This is a genomic window from Streptomyces sp. NPDC048255 (genome assembly GCF_040652415.1).
In the GTDB taxonomy this organism is placed as follows: domain Bacteria; phylum Actinomycetota; class Actinomycetes; order Streptomycetales; family Streptomycetaceae; genus Streptomyces.
Genome location: NZ_JBEZMA010000002.1, coordinates 60,862 through 82,148 on the forward strand (window position 1 = coordinate 60,862; position 21,287 = coordinate 82,148).

General features: G+C 72.8%; 17 protein-coding genes and 1 pseudogene. 10 read left to right on the forward strand and 8 right to left on the reverse strand.

Annotated elements, in window-relative coordinates:
- Window position 1: 1 nt before the first annotated feature.
- Together AB0D94_RS02740 and AB0D94_RS02745 are read right to left on the reverse strand one after the other, a co-directional pair.
- On the reverse strand, window positions 2-343 hold the full coding sequence (locus tag AB0D94_RS02740) for a nitronate monooxygenase (protein WP_362044590.1): 342 nt from the start codon (window positions 341-343) through the stop codon (window positions 2-4).
- An 8-nt stretch (window positions 344-351) separates the two neighbouring features.
- The gene (locus AB0D94_RS02745; RefSeq protein WP_362044592.1) at window positions 352-507 is read right to left on the reverse strand and encodes a hypothetical protein; all 156 of its coding nucleotides are present in this window, start codon (window positions 505-507) and stop codon (window positions 352-354) included.
- Window positions 508-908: 401 nt separating this feature from the next.
- Between AB0D94_RS02745 and AB0D94_RS02750 the strand changes: the two genes are divergently transcribed.
- The 5 genes from AB0D94_RS02750 (at window position 909) to AB0D94_RS02770 (ending at window position 6,315) form a co-directional block, all read left to right on the forward strand.
- Complete coding sequence (locus AB0D94_RS02750; protein WP_362044594.1) at window positions 909-1,364, forward strand: hypothetical protein; 456 nt, start codon at window positions 909-911, stop codon at window positions 1,362-1,364.
- Between the two features lie 142 nt (window positions 1,365-1,506).
- On the forward strand, window positions 1,507-2,187 hold the full coding sequence (gene sigK, locus AB0D94_RS02755) for an ECF RNA polymerase sigma factor SigK (protein WP_362044596.1): 681 nt from the start codon (window positions 1,507-1,509) through the stop codon (window positions 2,185-2,187).
- Window positions 2,184-2,954: an anti-sigma factor gene (locus tag AB0D94_RS02760; protein WP_362044598.1), complete on the forward strand. Its 771-nt coding sequence runs from the start codon at window positions 2,184-2,186 to the stop codon at window positions 2,952-2,954. The genes sigK and AB0D94_RS02760 overlap by 4 nt, the downstream gene beginning before the upstream one ends.
- A gap of 110 nt (window positions 2,955-3,064) precedes the next feature.
- A complete protein-coding gene (locus AB0D94_RS02765) occupies window positions 3,065-4,384 on the forward strand; it encodes a cytochrome P450 (protein WP_362044600.1) in 1,320 nt (439 codons plus the stop codon).
- A gap of 104 nt (window positions 4,385-4,488) precedes the next feature.
- On the forward strand, window positions 4,489-6,315 hold the full coding sequence (locus tag AB0D94_RS02770) for an ABC transporter ATP-binding protein (protein WP_362044602.1): 1,827 nt from the start codon (window positions 4,489-4,491) through the stop codon (window positions 6,313-6,315).
- Window positions 6,316-6,355: 40 nt separating this feature from the next.
- Here the strand turns inward: AB0D94_RS02770 and AB0D94_RS02775 are convergent.
- Window positions 6,356-6,556: pseudogene (locus tag AB0D94_RS02775) on the reverse strand (saccharopine dehydrogenase); the annotation flags it as partial.
- A 116-nt stretch (window positions 6,557-6,672) separates the two neighbouring features.
- On the opposite strand from AB0D94_RS02775, the gene AB0D94_RS02780 reads away from it, so the two are divergent.
- Window positions 6,673-7,827 carry an MAB_1171c family putative transporter gene (locus AB0D94_RS02780; protein WP_362044604.1) on the forward strand — a complete coding sequence of 385 codons (1,155 nt, stop codon included), beginning with the start codon at window positions 6,673-6,675 and terminating at the stop codon, window positions 7,825-7,827.
- Between the two features lie 106 nt (window positions 7,828-7,933).
- On the opposite strand, the gene AB0D94_RS02785 is transcribed toward AB0D94_RS02780, so the two are convergent.
- From AB0D94_RS02785 to AB0D94_RS02795, 3 genes are all read right to left on the reverse strand, one after another.
- Complete coding sequence (locus AB0D94_RS02785) at window positions 7,934-10,705, reverse strand: hypothetical protein (RefSeq protein WP_362044606.1); 2,772 nt, start codon at window positions 10,703-10,705, stop codon at window positions 7,934-7,936.
- Window positions 10,702-12,411 (reverse strand): hypothetical protein, encoded by a 1,710-nt coding sequence (locus AB0D94_RS02790; protein WP_362044608.1) that lies wholly within the window; start codon window positions 12,409-12,411, stop codon window positions 10,702-10,704. Before AB0D94_RS02790 ends, AB0D94_RS02785 begins: the two co-directional genes overlap by 4 nt.
- Before the next feature lie 69 nt (window positions 12,412-12,480).
- Window positions 12,481-13,104 (reverse strand): LysE/ArgO family amino acid transporter, encoded by a 624-nt coding sequence (locus AB0D94_RS02795; RefSeq protein ID WP_362044610.1) that lies wholly within the window; start codon window positions 13,102-13,104, stop codon window positions 12,481-12,483.
- A 69-nt stretch (window positions 13,105-13,173) separates the two neighbouring features.
- Here AB0D94_RS02795 and AB0D94_RS02800 point away from each other — a divergent pair, with 69 nt between their 5' ends.
- From AB0D94_RS02800 to AB0D94_RS02815, 4 genes are all read left to right on the forward strand, one after another.
- Complete coding sequence (locus AB0D94_RS02800) at window positions 13,174-14,070, forward strand: LysR family transcriptional regulator ArgP (RefSeq protein WP_362044612.1); 897 nt, start codon at window positions 13,174-13,176, stop codon at window positions 14,068-14,070.
- 148 nt (window positions 14,071-14,218) lie between these two features.
- The gene (locus tag AB0D94_RS02805; protein ID WP_362044614.1) at window positions 14,219-14,611 is read left to right on the forward strand and encodes a TOBE domain-containing protein; all 393 of its coding nucleotides are present in this window, start codon (window positions 14,219-14,221) and stop codon (window positions 14,609-14,611) included.
- A gap of 149 nt (window positions 14,612-14,760) precedes the next feature.
- Window positions 14,761-15,843, forward strand: a complete 1,083-nt coding sequence (gene corA / locus AB0D94_RS02810; RefSeq protein WP_362044616.1) for a magnesium/cobalt transporter CorA — start codon at window positions 14,761-14,763, stop codon at window positions 15,841-15,843.
- Between the two features lie 178 nt (window positions 15,844-16,021).
- The gene (locus tag AB0D94_RS02815; protein ID WP_362044618.1) at window positions 16,022-18,241 is read left to right on the forward strand and encodes an NADP-dependent isocitrate dehydrogenase; all 2,220 of its coding nucleotides are present in this window, start codon (window positions 16,022-16,024) and stop codon (window positions 18,239-18,241) included.
- 113 nt (window positions 18,242-18,354) lie between these two features.
- Here the strand turns inward: AB0D94_RS02815 and AB0D94_RS02820 are convergent, their stop codons facing one another.
- Both AB0D94_RS02820 and AB0D94_RS02825 read right to left on the reverse strand, forming a co-directional pair.
- Window positions 18,355-18,822 (reverse strand): hypothetical protein, encoded by a 468-nt coding sequence (locus AB0D94_RS02820; RefSeq protein WP_362044620.1) that lies wholly within the window; start codon window positions 18,820-18,822, stop codon window positions 18,355-18,357.
- 65 nt (window positions 18,823-18,887) lie between these two features.
- A complete protein-coding gene (locus AB0D94_RS02825; protein WP_362044622.1) occupies window positions 18,888-21,284 on the reverse strand; it encodes a germacradienol/geosmin synthase in 2,397 nt (798 codons plus the stop codon).
- Window positions 21,285-21,287 lie beyond the last annotated feature (3 nt).

Sequence of the window (21,287 nt, forward strand, 5' to 3'; positions counted from 1 at the left end):
TTCACCGCGTCCGAGGCGACTCGACGATCCGGCTCTTCCACGCCTGCGACACGCTCATCTCCTCCGACGCGAGGAAGCGTGACCCCATCAGCACGCCCTGCGCGTCCGGTGTCAGCGCCGCGGCCAGGCCACGGCCGTCGGCGATCCCGCCGGCCGCGAGGACGGGTACCTCGCCCGCCATGTCGACGAGGTCGGGGACCGTCACCATCGTGCCGACATCCCCGCCGTGCCCGCCGGCCTCGCCGCCCTCGGCGACGATGACATCGGCTCCGGCCCGGAGAGCCCCGTCGGCCTGACCGCGGCTGGAGACCTGGTGGATCCAGAGGATGCCGGCATCGTGCACCCGGGCGATCAGGTCGGGTGCACCGCCAGGTGGAAGGAGATCGCTGCCGGCCGCTCCCCGATCGCGGCCTGGAACGCGTCCTCGTCGAGGGCACGAGCCGCCCAGCGGGCTCGCGGCAGTACTGCGGCGAGCGGCCATGGCACGTGCTTTCTCAGCCCCGTCATTCCGTACGCCGCTGCCCCGGGCTTCGTGGCCGCCTCGGCAGGTGCTCGCTCGGCCGGGCGGGGTGGGGAACCGCAGTCGGGCAGGGGTGTCAGCGCCGGGGGGCAGCCGGGCGCCGTCCGTGCAGTGTCGGCGCCCGGGATCCGACCGCGGCCCGGATCATGGCCTTGGGGTTCAGCAGTACCGATGCTCGGCATGGCGAACCGGTCGGAAGCCGCTCGGTACGCCCGGGGCAACGACGTGACGCTTTCGGGGGCCGGCCGGGGACCGGCTCTGGAAGGGCCGGGGGCCGGCTCCGGAAAGAAATGAGTGAAAAATCCCATCCATCCCGGTCTCGGGATCGAATCCCTTGTGCCACATCGTTCACGGCCCTCGCAGGATCGAGGGCGAGGAGGTGGGATTCATGTCCGCTCCTTACCGGGTCAGGCGCCTGGCGGTCGCCGTCACCGCGGCCGGAGCGCTCGCGGGCGGCGCGGCCCTCGGCGGTGCCGCTCAGGCCGCAGCCGCCCCCGCACCCCAGGCAACCGTCGCGGCATCCGTCACCCAGGACCACGGCAAGAAGTGCGTCTGGAAGAAGGGCCACTGGGAGAAGAAGTGGGTCAAGGGTCACTGGGAGAAGAAGTGGGTCCGGGGCTGGGACCGCGACCGCGACCGTGACCGGGACTGGAAGGACAACCGCGACCGCGACCGTGACCGGGACTGGAAGGACGACCGCGACGGCAACCGTGACCGGAACAGCGGATGGAACGACTCCTCCCGGGGCCACAAGGGCCACTGGAAGTGGGTGTACGTCCCCGGCCACTGGGACAAGCAGTGGGTCAAGGGCCACTGGGACTGCTCCTACAAGGACCGCTGGTAGGACGTGCTCCGCCCGCCGTGGCGGAAAGCGGCGAGGGTCCCGCAGCCGCAGGATCCCGCCGCTTTCCCCGTTCTCCGAATGCGCCGGACCCGCAACAGTGGTGGGATCGGGAGCAGGTGCACCCGAGGACACGGGACGTCTGATGGCGGACAGGGCAGACAGGGCGGACGCCGGCGAGGCGGATCCGGCGCGAGACACGAGCGGCGCGGACACCGCCGCCGCGGACGGCACGGACACCACCGCCGCCGCGGACGGTACGGACGGCCGCGGGGAGGGGGCCGGCGCACTGGACGCGCTGCTCCTCCGGGTCGCCAAGGGCGACCAGGAGGCGTTCGCCCCGATCTACGACGCGCTCTCCGCCCCCGTCATGGGCCTGGTCTGCCGGGTCCTGCGGGACGAGGCGCAGGCCGCGGAGGTGACCCAGGACGTGATGGTCGAGGTCTGGCGCACCGCCGACCGCTTCCGGCCGGAGCTCGGCACCGCGCGCGCATGGGTGCTGCTGCTGGCGCACCGCCGCGCCGTGGACCGCGTCCGCGCCGCCCGGGCCCGTACGGAGCGCGAGGAGAAGGCGGCCCTGCTGGACCGCGTGCCGCCGTACGACGAGGTGGCCGACACCGTGGAGGGCCGCGACGAGCACGCCCGCGTGCGCCGCTGCCTGGGCGAGCTGAGCCGGGACCAGCGGGAGGCCGTCCGGCTGGCCTTCTACGAGGGGATGACCTACCGGGAGACGGCGCGCACCCTGGAATCGCCCGAGGGAACCGTGAAGTCACGGCTGCGCGACGGACTGCAACGGCTGCGCGATTGTCTGGAGGCGTCCCGATGACCATCGCTCCCGACCCGCACGCCGCGCTCGCCGCGTACGTCCTGCACGCCCTCACACCCGAGGAGGACGAGGCCTTCGCCCGGCACCTCGCGGTGTGCACCCGCTGTCGCCGCGAGGCCGCCTCCCTCCGCGCGGCCGCCGCCGAGCTGGCCGAGGTGGACCCCGTGGAGCCCCCGCCCGGTCTGCGCCGCCGGGTCCTCGACGAGATCGCCGTCACCCCACAGGACTCCCTCCCGGACCGCGACGGGCCCCGGCGGCCGCACCCCGTGTCCCGCCCCGCGGCCCGCCCGGCTCGCGCCCTGCGCTGGGCGCTGGCCGCCTCCCTCGCCCTCGCCGCCGCGTTCGGCGGGGTCGCGTACCTGCAGCACCGGGCGGCCGAGGAGGCGCGCGCCCGCCTCGCCGTGGTCGGCCAGGCCCCGGCCGCCCGGCTCGCGGAGGTCCTGGCCGCGCCCGACGCCCGGATCACCGCCACGGAGTTCCCCGACGGGGCCACCGGCTGCGTGATCATCTCCCGCAGCGAGAGCCGTGCCGCCTTCATCGCCTCCGGCCTGCCGAAACTCTCCGCGGACCAGGTGTACGCCCTCTGGTACGACGACATCGGCGGGCCCCGCCCCGCCGGCACCTTCCCGGGACGCGGCAACTGGCACATCGAGCTGCTCGACGGCGCCGTCGAGCGCGCCACGGCCGTCGGCGTCACCGTCGAACCCGTCGGCGGCTCCGCCCACCCGTCCTCCGAACCCATCGGCGTGATCGAGATCCCCGCCTGACCGCTCCGCCTCCGGAAGGCGGCCTGTTGCCCAGCGCGCCCGCTCCCCTACAGTGCGTGATGCCCGCATCCGGTCCGTGACGGCGTACAGCTGTCGAACAGGAGCATCCCGTGGCCACGCACGCCCGTACCGGCTCCCACCCGAGCCCGACCCCGGCAGCCCGCAGCGTCCCCGAGCTGGAACCCGCCCTCGTCGGGCAGTGGCAGGCCGGGGGAGGGGAGCTGATCGACCTCTTCGCCCAGGCCCGCGAACGGCTCGGCGGCGTCGCCGCGTTCCGGCTCGGGCCGCGCCCCACCGTCCTGGTCACCGCCCCCCAGGCCGTGCAGCACGTGCTCGCGCTCCACGCCGACCGGTACGTGAAGCGCTCGCACCGCGCCCGGCCGCTGATCGGCGACGGCCTTCTGGCGGCGACGGGCGAGGCGTGGCAGCGGCAACGGCGGCTGCTGCAGTCCCAGTTCACCGGCCGGGGGATGCGCCGCTACGAGCAGCGGATCGCCGAGGCCGCCCGGACCACCGCGGCGCGCTGGGCCGCGTACGCGCGCACCGGGCAGGTCCTCGACGTCGGCGACGAGATGCGCCGCTTCGCCCTGGACACCATCTGGCGGTCCCTGACCGGACACCCCCTCGACCCCGGTACGGAGCGCGAACTGGCCGCCGTACCCGCCGTGGTGGCCGTACTGCCCAGCCTGCCCGCCGACGGCGCCGCGGCCCAGGAGGCCGTCGCCGCCGAGCTGGCCACCGTCGACGCCGTGGCGAGCCGCGCCATCGCCGCCGCCCGCGACGGCGAGGCCGGACCCGACGGCCCGGGTCTGCTGCACGTCCTGCTCGAAGCGGCCGGAACGCATCCCGAGTACACCGACCGGCTGATCCGCGACGAGCTGGTCACCCTGCTGGTCGCCGGTCACGAGACCACCGCCACCACCCTGACCTGGCTGTACCTCCTGCTGGACCGGAACCCGCAGGCTCGCGAGCAGGCCCTCGCCGCGGGCGCCGAGGGCTCACCCCAGCGGCGGCAGGCCGTCCAGGCGCTCGTCCACGAAACGCTGCGCTTCTACCCGTCCGCCTGGATACTGCCGCGCTGCGCGGCGCAGGACGACGTCCTCGCCGGATACGCGATCGAGGCCGGCACCGACGTGCTGGTCTGCCCCTACCTGACGCACCGGGACCCCGGCCTCTGGGAAGACCCCGCGCGGTTCGATCCGGGGCGTTTCACCACCCCCGGCGCCCGCCCCACCCACCCCGGGAGCTACCTCCCGTTCGGCATCGGCCCCCGCGCCTGCCTGGGCCTGCAGTTCGCCCTGCGGGAGTCGACCGTCCTCCTGGAGCACCTGCTGCCCGCCCACATCCCGCGCTTCCGGTCCGCCCCGGCCAAGGCCGCGTACAGCATCACCGTCCGCCCCGACGGCCCGACACCCGCGACGCTGGGCTGATCCCGGGCCGGCCGGTTCCGGAGGCAGAAAACGCTTGGACCGCGCGGGCGCCCGTGCGGGACACTCCGTTTTCTGACCTGACGGTCCGACAAGGCAGGGTTGGGATGGGATCGCCCGAATCGCACGGAAGTTCACCCCGCAGGGGCCCGGTGCTCCTCGCGCTCCGCTACTACGGCAGGGAGTTGGCCCGGTTCCGATGGCTGACGGCCCCCGCGATGCTGCTCCCGGCGCTGGGCAACATCGGCATCAACTACATCGCACCGCTGGTCGTCGCCAAGCTCGTCGGCCGGATCGCCGGGGACGGGGACACCGGCGGCGGCATCGGCTGGACGATGCCCTACGTGCTCGGCTTCGCCGGGGTGCTGCTGCTCGCGGAGACGCTGTGGCGCATCGGACTGCACTGCCTGAACCGCCTCGACGCCCGCGGCATCGAGCAGCTGTACGTGATCGGCATGGACGAGCTGTTCGCCAAGGACGCCGCCTTCTTCCACGACAACTTCGCGGGGTCGCTCACCAAGCGGGTCCTGAGCTTCGCCTCCCGCTTCGAGGAGTTCGTCGACACGCTGACGTTCTCGGTCATGGGCAGCTTCGTGCCCCTGGTGTTCGCGTCGGTGGTGCTGTGGCAGTACGACCCGCTGCTCGTCGCCGGGCTCCTGACCATGATCACGTTCACGGGGCTGTGCGTGACGCCCCTCATCCGTCGCCGTCAGACGCTCGTCGCCCAGCGGGAGGAGGCGATCGCCCGGGTGTCGGGCCACGTCGCGGACAGCCTGATGAACATGGACACGGTCCGGTCGTTCGCCGCCGAGGCGCGTGAGGCCGCCGAGCACCGTTCCCGTGTCGCGGAGTCCCGGCGGCTCACGCTGCGTTCGTGGGACTACGGCAACCTGCGCATCGACACGCTGGTCGCGCCGATGTCCGTACTGACCAACGTGCTGGGCCTGCTGCTCGCCGTCGCGCTCGGCGGGGGAGACCACGGCGTGGAGGCGGTCATCGTCGCCTTCACCTACTACGCCAACGCCACGCGGATCATGTTCGAGTTCAATCAGATCTACCGCCGCCTGGAGAGCTCGATGACGGAGGCCGCGCAGTTCACCGAACTGCTGCTGACGCCGCCGACGGTGCTCGACCCGGAGTTCCCGGAGCCGTTGCTGTCCAAGTCCGCCGACGTGCACTTCGAGCAGGTGACCTTCGCCCACGCGGGCGCGGAGCCGCTCTTCGAGCGCCTGGAGCTGGCCGTGCCCAGCGGGACGAAGATCGGTCTCGTCGGCCGGTCCGGCGGCGGCAAGACCACGCTCAGCCGGCTGCTGCTGCGGATGACGGACATCGACGCCGGCCGGATCCTGATCGGCGGGCAGGACATCACCAAGCTGTCCCAGGCCGACCTGCGCAGCCTGATCGCCTACGTGCCGCAGGACCCGGCGATGTTCCACCGCACGCTGCGCGACAACATCGCCTTCGCCCGGCCGGACGCCACAGAAGCCGAGATCCGCCGCGCGGCCGAGGCGGCGCACGTCACGGAGTTCGCCGACGCGCTTCCGGAGGGCTTCGACACCATGGTGGGCGAGCGCGGGGTGAAGCTGTCCGGCGGACAGCGCCAGCGGGTCGCCCTCGCCCGGGCGATCCTGCGCGACGCGCCGATCCTGCTGCTCGACGAGGCGACCAGCGCCCTGGACTCCGAGAGCGAGATCCTCGTCCAGGACGCGCTGTGGCGGCTCATGGACGGGCGGACGGCGCTCGTGGTGGCACACCGGCTGAGCACGGTCGCCACCATGGACCAGCTCGTCGTCCTCGACCGCGGCCGCATCGTCGAGCAGGGCACGCACCAGGAGCTGCTCGCCGCGGACGGCGCCTACGCGAAGCTGTGGCAGCACCAGTCGGGCGGCTTCCTCGACGACACCCCCGCCCAGGTCCGGCTCCCGCAGGCGTGAGCCGGCCCGGCCGGCCGGCCGGCGGGGCGGCGGGGCCGGCCGGGCCGAGCGAGGCCAGCGCCGCCGCGCGCTGCACGCCGGAGGTCCAGCGCGTGACGTCGACGTACGGGACGCCTCCGGCGAGCGCGGCCCGCAGGACGCGGTCGTCCGGATCGTTGACCACGCTCACCACGGCCCGCGCCGCGGCGCGGAAGGGGGCCGGGTCGCCGAGGTCCCAGCGGCGCGCCCCGGCGCCGAGTTCGCCCTAAAAACAGGCTGGGGTCGGGGCCGGGTCTCGCGGCGGGTACGGTTCCCCCTGGCCGGCAACGCCGGCCGAATCATGCGCTGCACCCGCGGCACCTGCAGGAGAGCCCCACCGTGAACACCATCAGAACCCTCTGCTTCGTCATCGCGGCGCTCTCGTCGTACGCCGCGCTCGTCTACCGGCTGTGCCAAGGGCGGCGCAGCTGGAAGGACACCTCCTACCGCATATTGATCACCACCCTGGTGTTCCAGTGCCTCACCTTCACGATGGGCGCCGTCGCCATGCGGAGCGAGAGCTTCCTGGGCGTCGGCAATCTCGCCATCCTCCTCATGCACCTGGCGGCGGTCGCCTTCTGCATCAGCGCGCAGATCATCCTGCTGTTCTGGGCGGCCGACGGCGAGGAGGCGGTACGCAAGACGCGCTTCTGGGTGGTCACCGGCATCACCCTCAACGTGGCCCTGACGGCCCTCTTCTTCCTCGTCGACGGTCCGAGCCGGGCTCCGCTGGACTTCGACGGCAGCGGCGACCCGCTGCTCCTCACGTACCTCCTGGCCTTCATCGCCTCCCAGGCGGTGCCCTGCATCACCGTCTTCCGCCAGTGCGGTCCCTACGCCCGGATGACCGACAACGCCTCCCTGCGGCAGGCCTTGCGCATGCTGTCCGTCGGGGCGGTGATCCTGTTCCTCTACAGCCTGGTGAGGACGGTCAACGTCCTCACGGTCGCGGCCGGGTTCGAGATCGGGACCTGGAGGGAGGCGGCCGCCTCCGTCCTCAACACGCTGGGCATCATCGCCACCTCGCTCAGCCTGACCATGCCCTCCTGGGGCCCCGCGGCGACGAGGCTGCTGGAGTGGACCCGCACCTACCGGTCCTACCGCGCCCTCTACCCGCTCTGGCGGGACCTCTACGAGGCTTCCCCGGGCATCGCCCTGGAGCCGCCCGGGACTTCGGTCTCCGACCTCGACTACCGGCTCCACCGGCGCGTCGTCGAGATACGCGACGGCTGGCGGGAGCTGCGCCCGTACATCGAGCGCACCACCGGCGGCGCCGGCGGACCCGGCCGGGAAATGACCGACGAGTACCGCCAGGCCTTCGTCGAGGCGGCACAGATCAAGCAGGCCTTGCACGCCAAACGAACCGGCACCATCCCCCGTGACAACAAGGACGCCGGCGACTTCGACGACCGCGACACGGACAATTTCACCGCGGAAGTCGCCTGGCTCACAAAAGTGGGTGCTGCCTACAGTAAACTCGGCAGGGCGGGCTGAGAACTCCCGCCCGGTCCGCATCCCCCGTCGGACCGGGCGGGTATCCCCGTCCCCTTCCCGCCCTCCTCGCCCTCCCCGTCATTCCCGCCCTCCTGGTCACGCCTGCTCACGTCCGCGGGCCGAGGAGCGCCGTGTCGTCGGTGAACCAGGCGGCCAGTGAGGCGCCGTCGGCGCGGGCCGACTCCAGGTCGCCCTTCCGCAGGGGACGTGCGGATTCGAGCGCGTCGTAGGTCGCCGTCCCGAAGCTCGGCAGGTACGCGATCGGTTCGCCCGTGAAGAGCGAGAGGCGCCACCTCCGCTCCCCGTCGTCGAACAGCGACACACCGTCGTGTCCGCTGTGCCGGCGGGCGGCGAGCACCAGTTCCGGTATGCGCGGGTCGGTCAGCGGGTCGCTCACCCCCCGCACCGTCACCTTGACGCCGGTGCGGGTGGTCTCCAGCTCCAGGCCGGCCAGACCGAGTTCCTCGGCCCGTCGCCGGCACCACAGCGGATCGTCGATGAACTCCATGACCTCGAGGAGGCGGTCGTCGACATCGCCGCGCCTGACGCGGGTTCCCGTCACCAGCGACAGGTAGCGGCCGGTGCGCTCGGTGGAGTTCAGCAGTCCGTGGTCCAGGGCGGCGCCGATCAACGGCTGGAGGGCTATCTTCCGCTCCCGGCCGACGTGTCCCGGGCGCACCGCGAGCCAGCACAGCGCCGCGACCGCCTCCGGGAGGTCCCGCCAGTCGGACAGCCGGTGCCGCGCCTCGTCGCGGTCGGCCGGGTCGAGGCGGTCGAGCCAGCCCCGCCCGTCACCCGCACCGGCGAAGGAGCGCAGCAGCAGCTCCCAGACCTCGTCCAGGTCCTCGGCGGTGAGTTCGACGGACTCCGGGCGGCAGGCGGCTTCGAGCCGGAGCTCGACCAAGGTCTGCGTGAGCGCGGCGAAGTTCACCGCGGGTGCCAGCGGGTCGATCCAGGACAGCCGCGCATCGGCCAGCGCCGTCGCCCAGCGGTGCAGCAGATTGCGGGCGCGGACCCTGATCCGCTGCTTCAGCGTCCAGCTGTGGGCGGTCGTCCCGCCGGCCGTGTCCTCGCCCTCCGGCTCCCCTTCCGGCTCCCCTTCCGGGGCGTCGCTCCGCACGAGGAGCCGCTCCAGCAGTGAGCCCGGCGGCGGCACGGGCGCGCCCGGCGGCTCGGCGGAGGCAGCCGGCGTACGCAGACGGAGGGAGTCCAGGAGGAGCAGGAAGGGCTCGGGCCCGGTGAAGGACCGGCGGCCGAGCATCCGTGCGTACGTGCCCGCCCGCGGGTCGCGTCCCAGCTCCTCACGCCCCAGCCGGTCCCAGACGCTGTCGACCCCGGTGCCCGTGGTGTGCCCGTCTCCCACCGGCTCCGGCGTGTCCCCGGTTCCTCGCGGACCGCCGGGCGCGAGCACGTCGTTCGCGTCGAAGATGAGCGTCCGGTTCAGCCGTAGCAGCTGGCGGCCGAGGAACGAGTCCCGCACCGCCTCGTCGAGTTCGGCGGGTGGAGCGGGGCCCGTGGAGGCCGTCGTATGGGTGAGTGTCGCCTCCAGTCGTACGGGGTCGTCGGCGATGAGCCGGTCGGACAGCGGCCGCCCGTCGTGGTCGACCACCTCCACCAGCCGGCCGGCCAGCGGTCCGGAGGTCATGGCCGTCGCGTCGGGCAGCGCCGTCAGCGGCTGTCGTTCCGCGAGGTCGCTGAGCGCCCAGCCGTCGCCCAGGGGCGGCTCCGTCCGGACGAGGACGCACCCGTCGGCCTGGACGGCCGCGCTCAGCAGCCGCACGGGCAGGGGCTCCCCGTCCGCATCGCTGCTGAAGCGGAGGCCGGTCAGGGCGCCCAGGTCCTGCCCGGTCCGCTCGACCCCCGGTGCGGCGAACACGGCGCCGAGCTGCTCGGGACCGGCGGGCGCGAGCACCGCGAGCTCGGTGTTGCCCTCGTCCGCCCGCCGCCACAGCGCGCCCATCGACAGGTTGGCGGAACCGGACAGCAGCCATCCCCGCCGCTCGCCCTCGATGCCGATGAGCTTGGCGTGGACGAAGGCCTCCGGTCCGTAGGAGGTGACGAGGACCCGTGCCCCGCTCGCCGTGAGCCGCTGGGCGAGCCGGGCGCCGTTGACACTCGTGGTGGGAGAGACGAAGACGTGCACCCGCTCGGGGCGCAGTGCCTTGAGCAGCCGGCCCACCGCGGCGGCCTTCTCGTCGTAGAACGGGGCCGTCAGCCAGAGCGCCCTCACCTGCCCGCCGTCCCTGGCGACCAGCTCGGTGAGCTGCCGTCCGATCGGCACGTCGAGGTTGTGCAGCAGCGGCGAAGGCGCCGTGGGCCCGTCTCCGTTCCCGCTGCCGTTCCCGCCGGCACCGGTCGCTTCCAGCGCTGCCTGGAGCCGCTGGAACCGGCCGGCGAGCACCGTGTCACCGGTCGCGTCCACCAGCCGGCGCATCCACGCCTGCCACGCGGCGATGGCGGCGTCGCCGACCGGGGTGCCCGAGCGGAAGGCCGTGAACACCTCCTTGCCCGTGTCCAGGCCGTGCAGGGTCAGGTTGCCCGAACCCACGAGAAGGGTCGTGCCGCGCCGGGCCAGGGCGAGATACGACTTCGGGTGGAAGACCGCCTGCCCCGGGGCCCCGGGCCCGTGGACGCCGCGCAGCAGCCACCGGCTGTTGGCGGTGGCCACGGCGCCCGCCATCTGGTCCGGGATCCGGGCCAGGTCGGCGGCCAGCCGCCGCCGGTCCGCGAGCACGGCGACGTTCAGCGGCGGGTCGCCGAGGCGGGGCAGCAGGAACCCGTTGACCAGCCCGAGGTCCAGGCTGTACGTGGTGGCCCACAGGGCTCGGACCTCGGGCGAGAACAGCTCCGCCACCGGCCGTACCAGCGGCTCCGTCATCCCAGCACCCTCTCCACGAAGTGCCGACCGCGGTCCGTCAGTTCCGCCGGGCGCGGGCCTTCGGGACCGTCCGGCCACCTCCACAGGCCGAGATCGCCGGTGAGCGACGCCAGGACCTCGGCGCGGATCCCCGCCGGGGAGAGCCCGCCCGCGGGGAGGTCGTAGAAGCGCAGCAACCCCTGCTCCCAGCGGAACCGGAAGGTGAACTCGGGCAGTTTCGAGTACGCGATCCGCTCGTGCACGTCGAGGACGAACCGCCGCAGCAGCCACCACACGGTCTCCCCGAGCGTCGGCTCCGGGGCGAGGTGGGCGCGGAGTTCGGCGGCGACCCGCGCGAGGGACGGCTGCCAGCGCGAGCCGACCGCGGACGCCTCGTCCCAGCCGGGGCCCGCCCTGCCCGCCATGCGCCGCATCAGCTCCAGGAACAGCACGACCGCGGAGCCGGCCGTACGCAGGCTCCGGACGAGCTGTCGCAGCTCCTCCAGGGACGCGCGGGCGACGGCCACCTCGTGGCCGTGCCCGTCCGTCAGCCGCACCGTCCCGGCGGCCAGGGCGGCGGCCAGCTCGGAGGTACGGGAGGCCGCGCTGAGGGGCGACTGCGGCGGCAGCAGCCCGTAGGCCACCTCGCGGGCTTCCTGCCAGGTCAGGGGCCTGCCACGGCTGGAACCCGTAGCGCAGAAGCCGTCCCAGAGCGAGCAGAGCGCCTCCTGCCAGACGTCCTTGGCGGCCACGGCAGCCCACTGGCCGGCGACGACGGCGTGGCTCCGGCCGCGCGTCGCGGGCTCCCAGAGGGCCTGGCGGAAGGCATCGACCGAGGTGACGACTTCCGGGTCGGTCTCGACCAGGCTGAGGAAGTGGGCCACGCTCAGGCTGCGCTGACGGGCCGTCGGGCTGCCGGTGCCCGTGGTGGCTGCGGCTCCCGCGCCCAGCATCACGGCGTGCAGGGCTTCCCGTTCGGCCTCGTGCCGGTGCTCGTCGAGCCGGCACAGACAGGCCGCCTCCGCGAACTCCTCCAGTACGTCGGCCTCCAGGGGGAAGTCCGCCTCCCACATCCGCTCCCGGTGGTACGCGGTGTGCCGGACCGCGGCCCGGAAGGTGTCCGCGAGGCGCTGGGCCGGCTCGGCCGGGCTCAGGACGTCCAGGGGCAGGGGGATCCCGCCGAGCGGTGTCCCCTCCCTGACGACGACACCGAAGTCGATGAGCGGGGCGCGGTAGTTCAGCCCGTAGCCGCCCTGGGGGCTCTTGACCGACAGGCCCCGCGGGAAGGGGCCGGTGCCGTTGCGCACCAGCGGATCGAGCCGCCTGGCCCCGATCGGGGAGGATCCGCACGGGCGGGGGCAGTGGAGCACGGCCAGGCCGTAGTCCCACTCCCACTGCCGGATGTACTGATGGAGCGCGTGCGGGCCCTCGGGCCGGCGGTCCTGCGCGTAGGTGGAGAGGAGGAACGCGTAGAACGAGAGGTACCGGGCGCGACGCGACAGTTGGAGGATGCCGGGCAGCAACTCGGGCATGAGCCGGTCCTGGGTCGTGGTCTGCAGGCCCAGCGAGTCGTGACCGCCGCGGTGCTTGAGGACGGGCGAGATCCATCCCGGCAACGGCACGACCGTGCCGTCGTCGTCCTCCGCGGGCCGACTCCCGTCGTACCCGACCGCCTCGGCCGCCCCGACCACCCCGTCCGCCCCCACGATTCCGGCCCGCCTGCCCATGACGGAATCCTAGGGGCCGTATTGGCTGCTGGGCCCGGTTCGGGGGGATTCGGCTGGGGGACGCGCAGGTCAGGCCCGGGCCAGCAGGAGGCCGCCCATCGTGACCATGGTGGCTGCCACCAGACCGTCCAGGACCCGCCAGGCGGAGGGGCGGGCGAGGAGGCCGCTGAGCAGGCGGGCTCCGTAGCCCAGGCCGGCGAACCAGGTCAGGCTGGCCAGGCCGGCCCCGATGCCGAAGGCCCAACGCAGGTCACCGCGGTCCGCGGCGAGGGAACCGAGGAGCAGGACGGTGTCCAGGTAGACGTGCGGGTTGAGCCAGGTCATGGCCAGCGCGGTCAGTACCGCCCGGCGGCCCGAACCGAGGGCGGCCCCCTCCGTGGTGAGGGCGGCGCCGGGGGTGGGCCGCAGGACGCGGCGGGCCGCCATGACCCCGTAGCAGATCAGGAATCCGCCCCCGGCGAGGCCGACCACGGTGAGGGCGGCCGGCCAGGCGGTGACGAAGGCGCCGACGCCGGCCACACCGAGGGCGATGAGGAGGGCGTCGGAGACGGCGCAGATGGCGACGACGGCGAGGACCGCGTGGCGGCGGGCGCCCTGGCGCAGGACGAAGGCGTTCTGCGCGCCGATGGCGACGATGAGGGAGAGTCCCGTGCCGAAACCGGCGAGGGCCGCGGTGATGATGCCGTGTGTCATGACACCGACGCTAAGCAGCCAGGTCCTTTCAGTACAGCTAAAGATTTTTACGTACCATTAGCGCTCGTGATGGATGAGCTTCCCCTGGACCAGGTACGGACACTGCTGGCCGTGGTCGACGAGGGCACCTTCGATGCCGCGGCCGCCGCCCTGCACGTGACGCCGTCCGCCGTCAGCCAACGGGTCAAGGCCCTGGAGCAGCGGACCGGGCGGGTGCTGCTGATGCGGACGAAGCCGGTGCGGGCCACGGAGTCCGGGCAGGTGGTGATCCGGTTCGCCCGGCAGCTGGCCCGGCTGGAGCGCGATGCCCGCGCCGAGCTGGGGATGGCCGACGGGATGGGGCCGGTGCGGCTGCCGATCGCGGTGAACGCGGATTCCCTCGCCACCTGGTTCCTGCCGGCGCTGACCCGCGTGCCGCAGGATCCGCCCGTCTGCTTCGAGCTGCACCGCGAGGACGAGTCGCACACCACGGTGCTGCTGCGGGAGGGGCAGGTGATGGCCGCGGTGACCTCCTCGCCGGACCCGGTGGCGGGGTGCAGCGTCCGGCGGCTCGGGCTGGCGCGGTACCTGCCGGTGGCCAGTCCGGCCTTCGCGGCCCGGCATCTGACGGGGGCGCTGGAGCGGGACCTGCGGGTGGCGCCGACGATCGTGTTCGACCGGAAGGACGATCTCCAGGACGCGTTCGTACGGGAGCTGGCGGGGGAGCCGGACGGGGGCGCGGGCCCGGTGCGGCACTACGTGCCGACCTCGGAGGGTTTCCGCGACGCGGTGGTCGCCGGGCTGGGGTGGGGGCTGGTGCCGGAACCGCAGGCGCGCCCGCTGGTACGGGAGGGGCGGCTGGTCCTGCTGGCGCCGCGCAGGCCGATGGACGTACCGCTGTACTGGCAGCAGTGGAAGCTGGACTCGCCCGTACTGTCGGCGGTGGCGGACGTGATCGCGGAGGCGGCGGCGGAGGCGCTGCGCTGAGGCCCGGCGCACGGGCCCGGCGCACGGGCCCGGCGCACGGGCCCGGCGCACGGGCCGCCGTCGCACGGACCCGCCGCGCGGGCCGCACGGGTACCGACGCCTGAGCCCGCCGCGCCGGCCGCCGTCGCACACCGCCTAAGCTGCGGACATGGAGTCCTACACGATCGGCCAGGCGGCACGGCTGCTCGGCGTGAGCGTCGACACGGCCCGGCGCTGGGCGGATGCGGAACGCTTCCCCACCCGCCGGGAAGGCGCGCGGCGCATGGTGGACGGGCCGGACCTGGCCGCGTTCTGCGTACAGGTCGCGCAGGAGGGCGGGGAGGGGGACGAGGCCCCGTACACCTCGGCGCGCAACGCGTTCCCCGGGATCGTCACCGGGGTGAAGCTCGGCACGGTCGACGCGCAGGTGGAGATCCAGGCGGGCCCGCACCGGATCGTCTCGCTGCTGACCCGTGAGGCGGTGGAGGAGCTCGGCCTCGAGGTCGGGGCGCGCGCCACGGCCCGCGTGAAGTCGACGAGCGTGTTCATCGACCGGGCGTGACGCCCGGACCGCGGGGCGCGTGACGCACCGCCCCGGTCGCGCGTGACGCACCGCCCCCGTGGCGCGCGGCGCGCGGCGCCCCGGCGGGGCGGCTTCGGCGCGGTGGCAGACTTGCCGGTGATCCGCCGAAGGGGAGTATTCCGTTGTCCATGTTCAGCAACCTGCGCCGGGCCGTGAGCCGTGGCTACCGCCGGGCCGTCGACCTCAGCCACCCGGCGCGCTCCCCGCTGGGCAGTGCGGTGGTCAACTGCGTCGTGTACCAGGACGGAGTGCGGCAGGACGGCTGCGCCGAGGTCGAAGAGGCCCTGCACCGGGTCCGCAAGACGGGCCGCGGCTTCGTGTGGATCGGTCTGCACGAGCCCTCGCAGTCGGAACTCGCCGGGCTGGCCGAGCTGTTCGGCCTGCACCCGCTCGCGGTCGAGGACGCCGTGCACGCGCACCAGCGCCCCAAGGTGGAGCGCTACGACGACATACTGTTCTCCGTCTTCAAGACCGTGCGCTACGTCGAGCACGAGGAGCTGACCGCGACCAGCGAGGTGGTGGAGACCGGCGAGCTGATGGCCTTCACGGGCGAGGACTTCGTCATCACCATCCGCCACGGCGGCCGCGGCACCCTAGGTCCGGTCCGCGAGGCGCTGGAGGCCGCGCCGGAGCAGCTGGCCGCGGGTCCGGCGGTGGTCCTGCACGCCATGGCCGACCATGTGGTCGACGACTACGTGGCCGTCACGGACGCGGTGCAGAACGACCTGGACGCCGTGGAGACCGCGGTGTTCAGCGAGCACGGCGGCCGGGGCGACGCCGGGCGGATCTACCAGCTCAAGCGGGAGCTCCTCGAACTCCGCCGGGCGGTGGCCCCGCTGGACCGCCCCCTCCAGCAGCTGGCCACGCAGCCGATACCGGTCATCCCGCCGGAGTGCCGTGCGTACTTCCGGGACGTGGCCGACCACCTGACCCGCGCCACCGAGCAGATCGGCGCCTACGACAACCTCCTCGACTCGATCCTGCAGGCTCACCTCGCGCAGGTGACCGTCGCCCAGAACGAGGACATGCGGAAGATCACGGCATGGGCGGCGATCGTCGCGGTGCCGACGATGGTCTGCGGGGTCTACGGCATGAACTTCGACCACATGCCCGAACTGCACTGGACCTACGGGTACCCGGCCGTGGTCGGCGTCATGGCGATCGCCTGCCTGGTCATCCACCGGGGGTTCCGCCGCAACGGCTGGCTCTGACGAGGGGCGGGCCGTCACGGCGGCGGCCGTCGTGTTCGACGATCCGGCTACCTGTCCGGGTGACGCGCGTCTCGCGACGCATGTGGCAGGGGGCTGTCCAGACTGGCCCGATCACGAGATATCTTGATGTCGAGCAATGTTGCAGACGAGAGACGCAGACTGTGGAGCGGAGCATCCGGTGACTGACTCGACCATCATCTACACGCACACTGACGAGGCCCCGGCCCTCGCGACGTATTCGTTCCTGCCTGTGATCCAGGCCTACGCGTCGACGGCCGGTGTGAATGTCGAGACCCGTGACATCTCCCTGGCCGGTCGGATCATCGCCAGCTTCCCCGAGCACCTCGAGGAGAGCCAGCGGATCGCCGACGCCCTCGCCGAGCTCGGCGACCTGGCGAAGACCCCGGAAGCCAACATCATCAAGCTTCCGAACATCTCGGCCTCGATCCCGCAGCTCAAGGCCGCGATCGCCGAGCTCCAGGGCCAGGGCTACGCCCTCCCCGACTACCCGGACGACCCGAAGACCGACGAGGAGCGCGAGGCGCGCGCCCGTTACGACAAGGTCAAGGGCAGCGCCGTCAACCCGGTCCTGCGCGAGGGCAACTCCGACCGCCGCGCCCCCGCCTCGGTCAAGAACTACGCCAAGGCCCACCCGCACCGCATGGGTGCCTGGAGCGCCGACTCGAAGACGAACGTCGCCACCATGGGCGCGAACGACTTCCGCTCCACCGAGAAGTCCGCGGTGATCGCCGAGGCCGGCACGCTCCGCATCGAGCACGTCGCCGCCGACGGCGCCACCACCGTCCTGCGCGAGTCCGTACCGGTCCTGGCCGGCGAGGTCGTGGACGCGTCCGTCCTGCACGTCGACGCGCTGCGCACCTTCCTGAACGACCAGATCGAGCGCGCCAAGGCCGAGGACGTCCTGTTCTCCGTGCACCTCAAGGCCACGATGATGAAGGTCTCCGACCCGATCGTCTTCGGCCACGTGGTCCGCGCCTTCCTCCCGAAGACCTTCGCCCGCTACGGCGCCACCCTCGCGGCCGCCGGCCTGTCGCCCAACGACGGCCTCGGCGCGATCCTGAACGGCCTGGGAGCCCTGCCCGACGGCGACGCGATCAAGGCCTCCGTCGAGGCCGAGATCGCCGAGGGCCCGGCCCTCGCGATGGTCGACTCCGACAAGGGCATCACCAACCTGCACGTGCCGTCCGACGTCATCGTCGACGCCTCGATGCCCGCCATGATCCGCACCTCCGGCCACATGTGGGGCCCGGACGGCGCCGAGGCCGACACCCTCGCCGTCCTCCCGGACAGCAGCTACGCCGGTGTCTACCAGGTCGTCATCGACGACTGCCGCGCCAACGGCGCCTTCGACCCGTCCACCATGGGCTCGGTGCCGAACGTCGGCCTCATGGCCCAGAAGGCCGAGGAGTACGGCAGCCACGACAAGACCTTCGAGATCGCCGCCGCGGGCACCGTCCGCCTCGTCGACGCCGCGGGCAACACGGTCCTGGAGCAGGAGGTCGCCGCCGGTGACATCTTCCGCGCCTGCCAGACCAAGGACGCGCCGATCCAGGACTGGGTCAAGCTCGCCGTCACCCGCGCCCGCGCCACCGGCGTCCCGGCCGTCTTCTGGCTCGACGAGGGCCGCGCGCACGACGCGCAGCTGATCGCCAAGGTCCAGACGTACCTCGCCGAGCACGACACCGAGGGTCTGACCATCGAGATCCTCTCCCCGGTCGAGGCCACCGCCTACTCCCTGGAGCGCATCCGCCGCGGCGAGGACACCATCTCGGTGACCGGCAACGTGCTGCGCGACTACCTGACCGACCTCTTCCCCATCCTGGAGCTGGGCACCAGCGCCAAGATGCTGTCGGTCGTCCCGCTGATGAACGGCGGCGGCCTCTTCGAGACGGGCGCCGGCGGCTCCGCCCCGAAGCACGTCCAGCAGCTGGTGAAGGAGAACTACCTGCGCTGGGACTCGCTCGGCGAGTTCCTCGCGCTGGCCGTCTCCTTCGAGCACCTCGCGACCACCACCGGCAACGCCAGCGCCCAGGTGCTGGCCGACACCCTGGACCGCGCCACGGGCACCTTCCTCAACGAGGACAAGTCGCCCAGCCGCAAGCTCGGCGGAATCGACAACCGCGGCAGCCACTTCTACCTGGCCCTCTACTGGGCGCAGGAGCTGTCCCGCCAGACCGACGACCCGAAGCTCGCGGCCGCCTTCGACCCGCTCGCCAAGATGCTGGCCGAGTCCGAGCAGAAGATCGTCGCCGAGCTGATCGCGGTCCAGGGCTCCCCGGCCGACATCGGCGGTTACTACCAGCCCGACGCCGCCAAGGCCGCTGCGATCATGCGTCCGTCCGCGACGTTCAACCAGGCGATCGCGACCCTGGGCTGACCCCTGGCAGCAGCACCCGCGTGACGTGATCCGCCCCGGCCGGCCCCGTGCCCGCCGGGGCGGACCCGTTCCCGGGGGCTGACCTGTTCCCGGCGCGGCGGCAGGTGTCCGGGTCAGAGGCGGTGGACCCGTTCCTGCTCGAAGGCCAGTGGTAATCGGCCGGCGGCGAGGATGCGCACCCCGGGGGCCACGGCGAGCAGCCTCCACAGCCAGGCCCGGGCGTCCGGGCCGAGCTGCTCGGTGCCGTCCAGGACCAGCAGCATGTCCCGTTCGGCCAGCCACGAGGCGGCGTACGCCGTCCCGCACGGCGACAGGCGCATCCCCGGTACGCAGCCCAGCTCCGCCGTCAGTTCGCGCACCCCGTAGACGCCGTGGACGGGGTCCATGGCGACGACGGCCGACCCGTCGTAGAAATTGGACGAGAGGCGCTGCGCGATCTCCCGCACGAGCAGGCTGCGCGGCTCGCGGAAGCCCCCCGTCACGGTGAGCACCCGCCCCCGCCGGACGGCGGTGAGCAGCCGGGACAGTTCGGCGGACGTAGCGGGCAGTGATCCGGTCGATCCCGAATCCCTCATCGGCACGATGCCCCCCATTGCATACGTGACCAAGCGCGGCAACGGGGATCGTTCAGGCCGCGTGACGACGATTATGCGCCAACTGGGTCGGAGGGCCAGGGGAATGGCGCAATCCGGTGCGGAGCCGGCGGGAGCGGACCGCCCGCCGGTCGCGGGGGAGCCTCCGGAAGGTCCGGCGGAACCGTGCCTGCGCCGGTGCCTGCGACTGCTCCTGCTCCTGCTCCTGCTCCTGCGCCCGTGCCTGCGCCGGTGCCTGCGTCTGCGACTGCTCCTGCGCCCGTGCCCGCGTACCGGGCCGCCGCGGCCGCCGCCATCGCCGGGCGCCGCGCGTGGTGGCGTTCGAGGTCCTCCTGCCGGTAGCGCTTCGTCCGGGCGTGCCACACCGCGATGCCGGCCATCCACCGCTTCAGCTCCTCGGCATGCCGGTTCAGAGCCGCGCGGGCCGCCGCGTCCAGCCCGAAGTCCTCGTACATGACGGGCAGTTCATTCTCCAGCACGTGCTCGAACTGCCGCGTCCGCGAGGTCGCCAGATCGTGGGCGATGTGCAGCGCCGTCGGATAGTCGCAGTCGAAGAAGTTCTCCAGGACGATCATCAGGTTGTGCAGCTCGCCCTCGTACTCGGCCTCCTTCTGGTACGAGTACACGTCGTTCGTGATCGCAGAGGAGTCGAAGGCCGCCGCCTGCAAGGACTGCATGGCCGAAGCCTCGTAGACCTCCTCCGGCACCACGTCCATGTGCGTCATCCGGGCGAGCGCGATGGTCATCGGCGAGCCGAAGGTCAGCCGGCGCATCTCCAGGTAGTCCACCGGATCCGGCACCCGGTTGGCCGCCTGGTTGTCCAGCTCCCACAGCCAGCTGTCGAGCACCGAATCCATGGCCGCCCGGAACATCGCCCGGCCGCGCGGCGGCATCGGCGCCGCCGTGCGCCGCCACAGATCGGCCAGCCCCCGCTCCATGGCATTGGCCGCGGGCGCCGGAGCGGACAGGTCCAGGGGCATGCAGGCGCGCAGCCGCGCGGTCTGGATCCTGGCCGCCGCCAGGTGCCGGCCCGTCCCGAAGGCCAGCGGATACACGTCGTCGGCGTAGGTGCCCCAGCTCAGCCAGCCCGCGCTGATGTCCAGCTCCTCGGGCGTGCAGCCCGGGTCGATGCCCGCCGAGCACAGCGCGAAATCGTAGCCCCGCGCCTTCTCCTCCCACCAGATCCCCTCGTCCAGGAGGCCCATCTCCCGGTTCCATGCGATGAGCCGCTCCCGCGCGCCGTCCAGGTACGGGCTGAGCACGTTGCGGTACGGCAGGTAGAACTCCGGGATGACCGAAGGGCCCACCCGGCGGGGGGTATGGGCGTGCCGCCGCACCCGCTGCGCGCCGCCGGTGAGGCCGAGCAGCGCCCTGATGCCGGCGCCGGTGGTCCCCAGGCCGGTGGGGCCGCTCAGCCAGCCGGACAGGCCCGGATCCGTCCGGGCCGGGCCCTTGTTCATGTACCGGCTGGAGCGCATGTGCCACTCGTGGCCGCCCGACTGCCAGTCCTGGAGCCCGCGCGCGTAGGTCAGTACGGCCAGGATCCCGGCCGGGTCCAGGGCCTTCTCCGCGAACAGCACGGGCAGCTCGGTGAAGAAGGTGCTCTCGAACTGCTGGAGCCGCGAGGTCAGCAGGCTGCCCAGCTGGTCGGCCGCCTCCTGAGTGGTGCAGCCGAAGAACTTCTCCAGGACCAGCACCCCGTTGCTGAGCTCCCCCTCCCGGCCGGTCTCCCGCTCGTACGAGAACAGGTCGTTGCGGAAGTGGACCGAGTCCGCGAAGCAGTCCCGCAGGACCCGCAGCGCCCGCTCGCCCGCGACGGAGGCGGGGACCTCGACGCCCACGGCGTGCTCGACGAGCCCCGCCGACCAGGGCGCGCCGCCCACCTTGCGGCGCTGCTCCACGTACTCGATCGGGTTGGAGACCCGGCCGATGCTGATGTTGTCGAGCTCCCACAGCGATTCGTTCAGCAGGTTGCGGGTGCTGAGCGTGAAGCGCTCGATCCAGTCCGCCGAGTGGCCGGGGACCGTACGCCGCCACAGGTCGGCCAGCCCGGCCTCCACCGGGTTGGCCGCCCCGGGCACCGGCGCGGCGGCATCGGCCGGCATGAACAGCGCCAGCCGTTCCAGAGCGTCCCGGCCCGCCGCCCGGTCACCGGTGTGCTTGAAGAGCTTCAGGAACCAGTCGTCGAAGAAGAACACCCACACGTACCAGTCGGTGACGAGCGAGAGCATCGGCCCGTCGCACTCGGGGTGCGTGTACGCGCACAGCAGCGCGTAGTCGTGCGCCTCGAGGTCGGCCAGGTCCCAGACGCCGGAGCCCTCCAGCATCCCGTACTCGCGGGCCCAGCCGCGGGTGTGGGTGCGGGCTTCCTCCAGGTGGGGGTTGAGACGGGCGGGGTGCGGGAGGTAGAACTCGGGCAGTTCGAAAGGCTGCTCCGGCCGGCTGTCCATGTC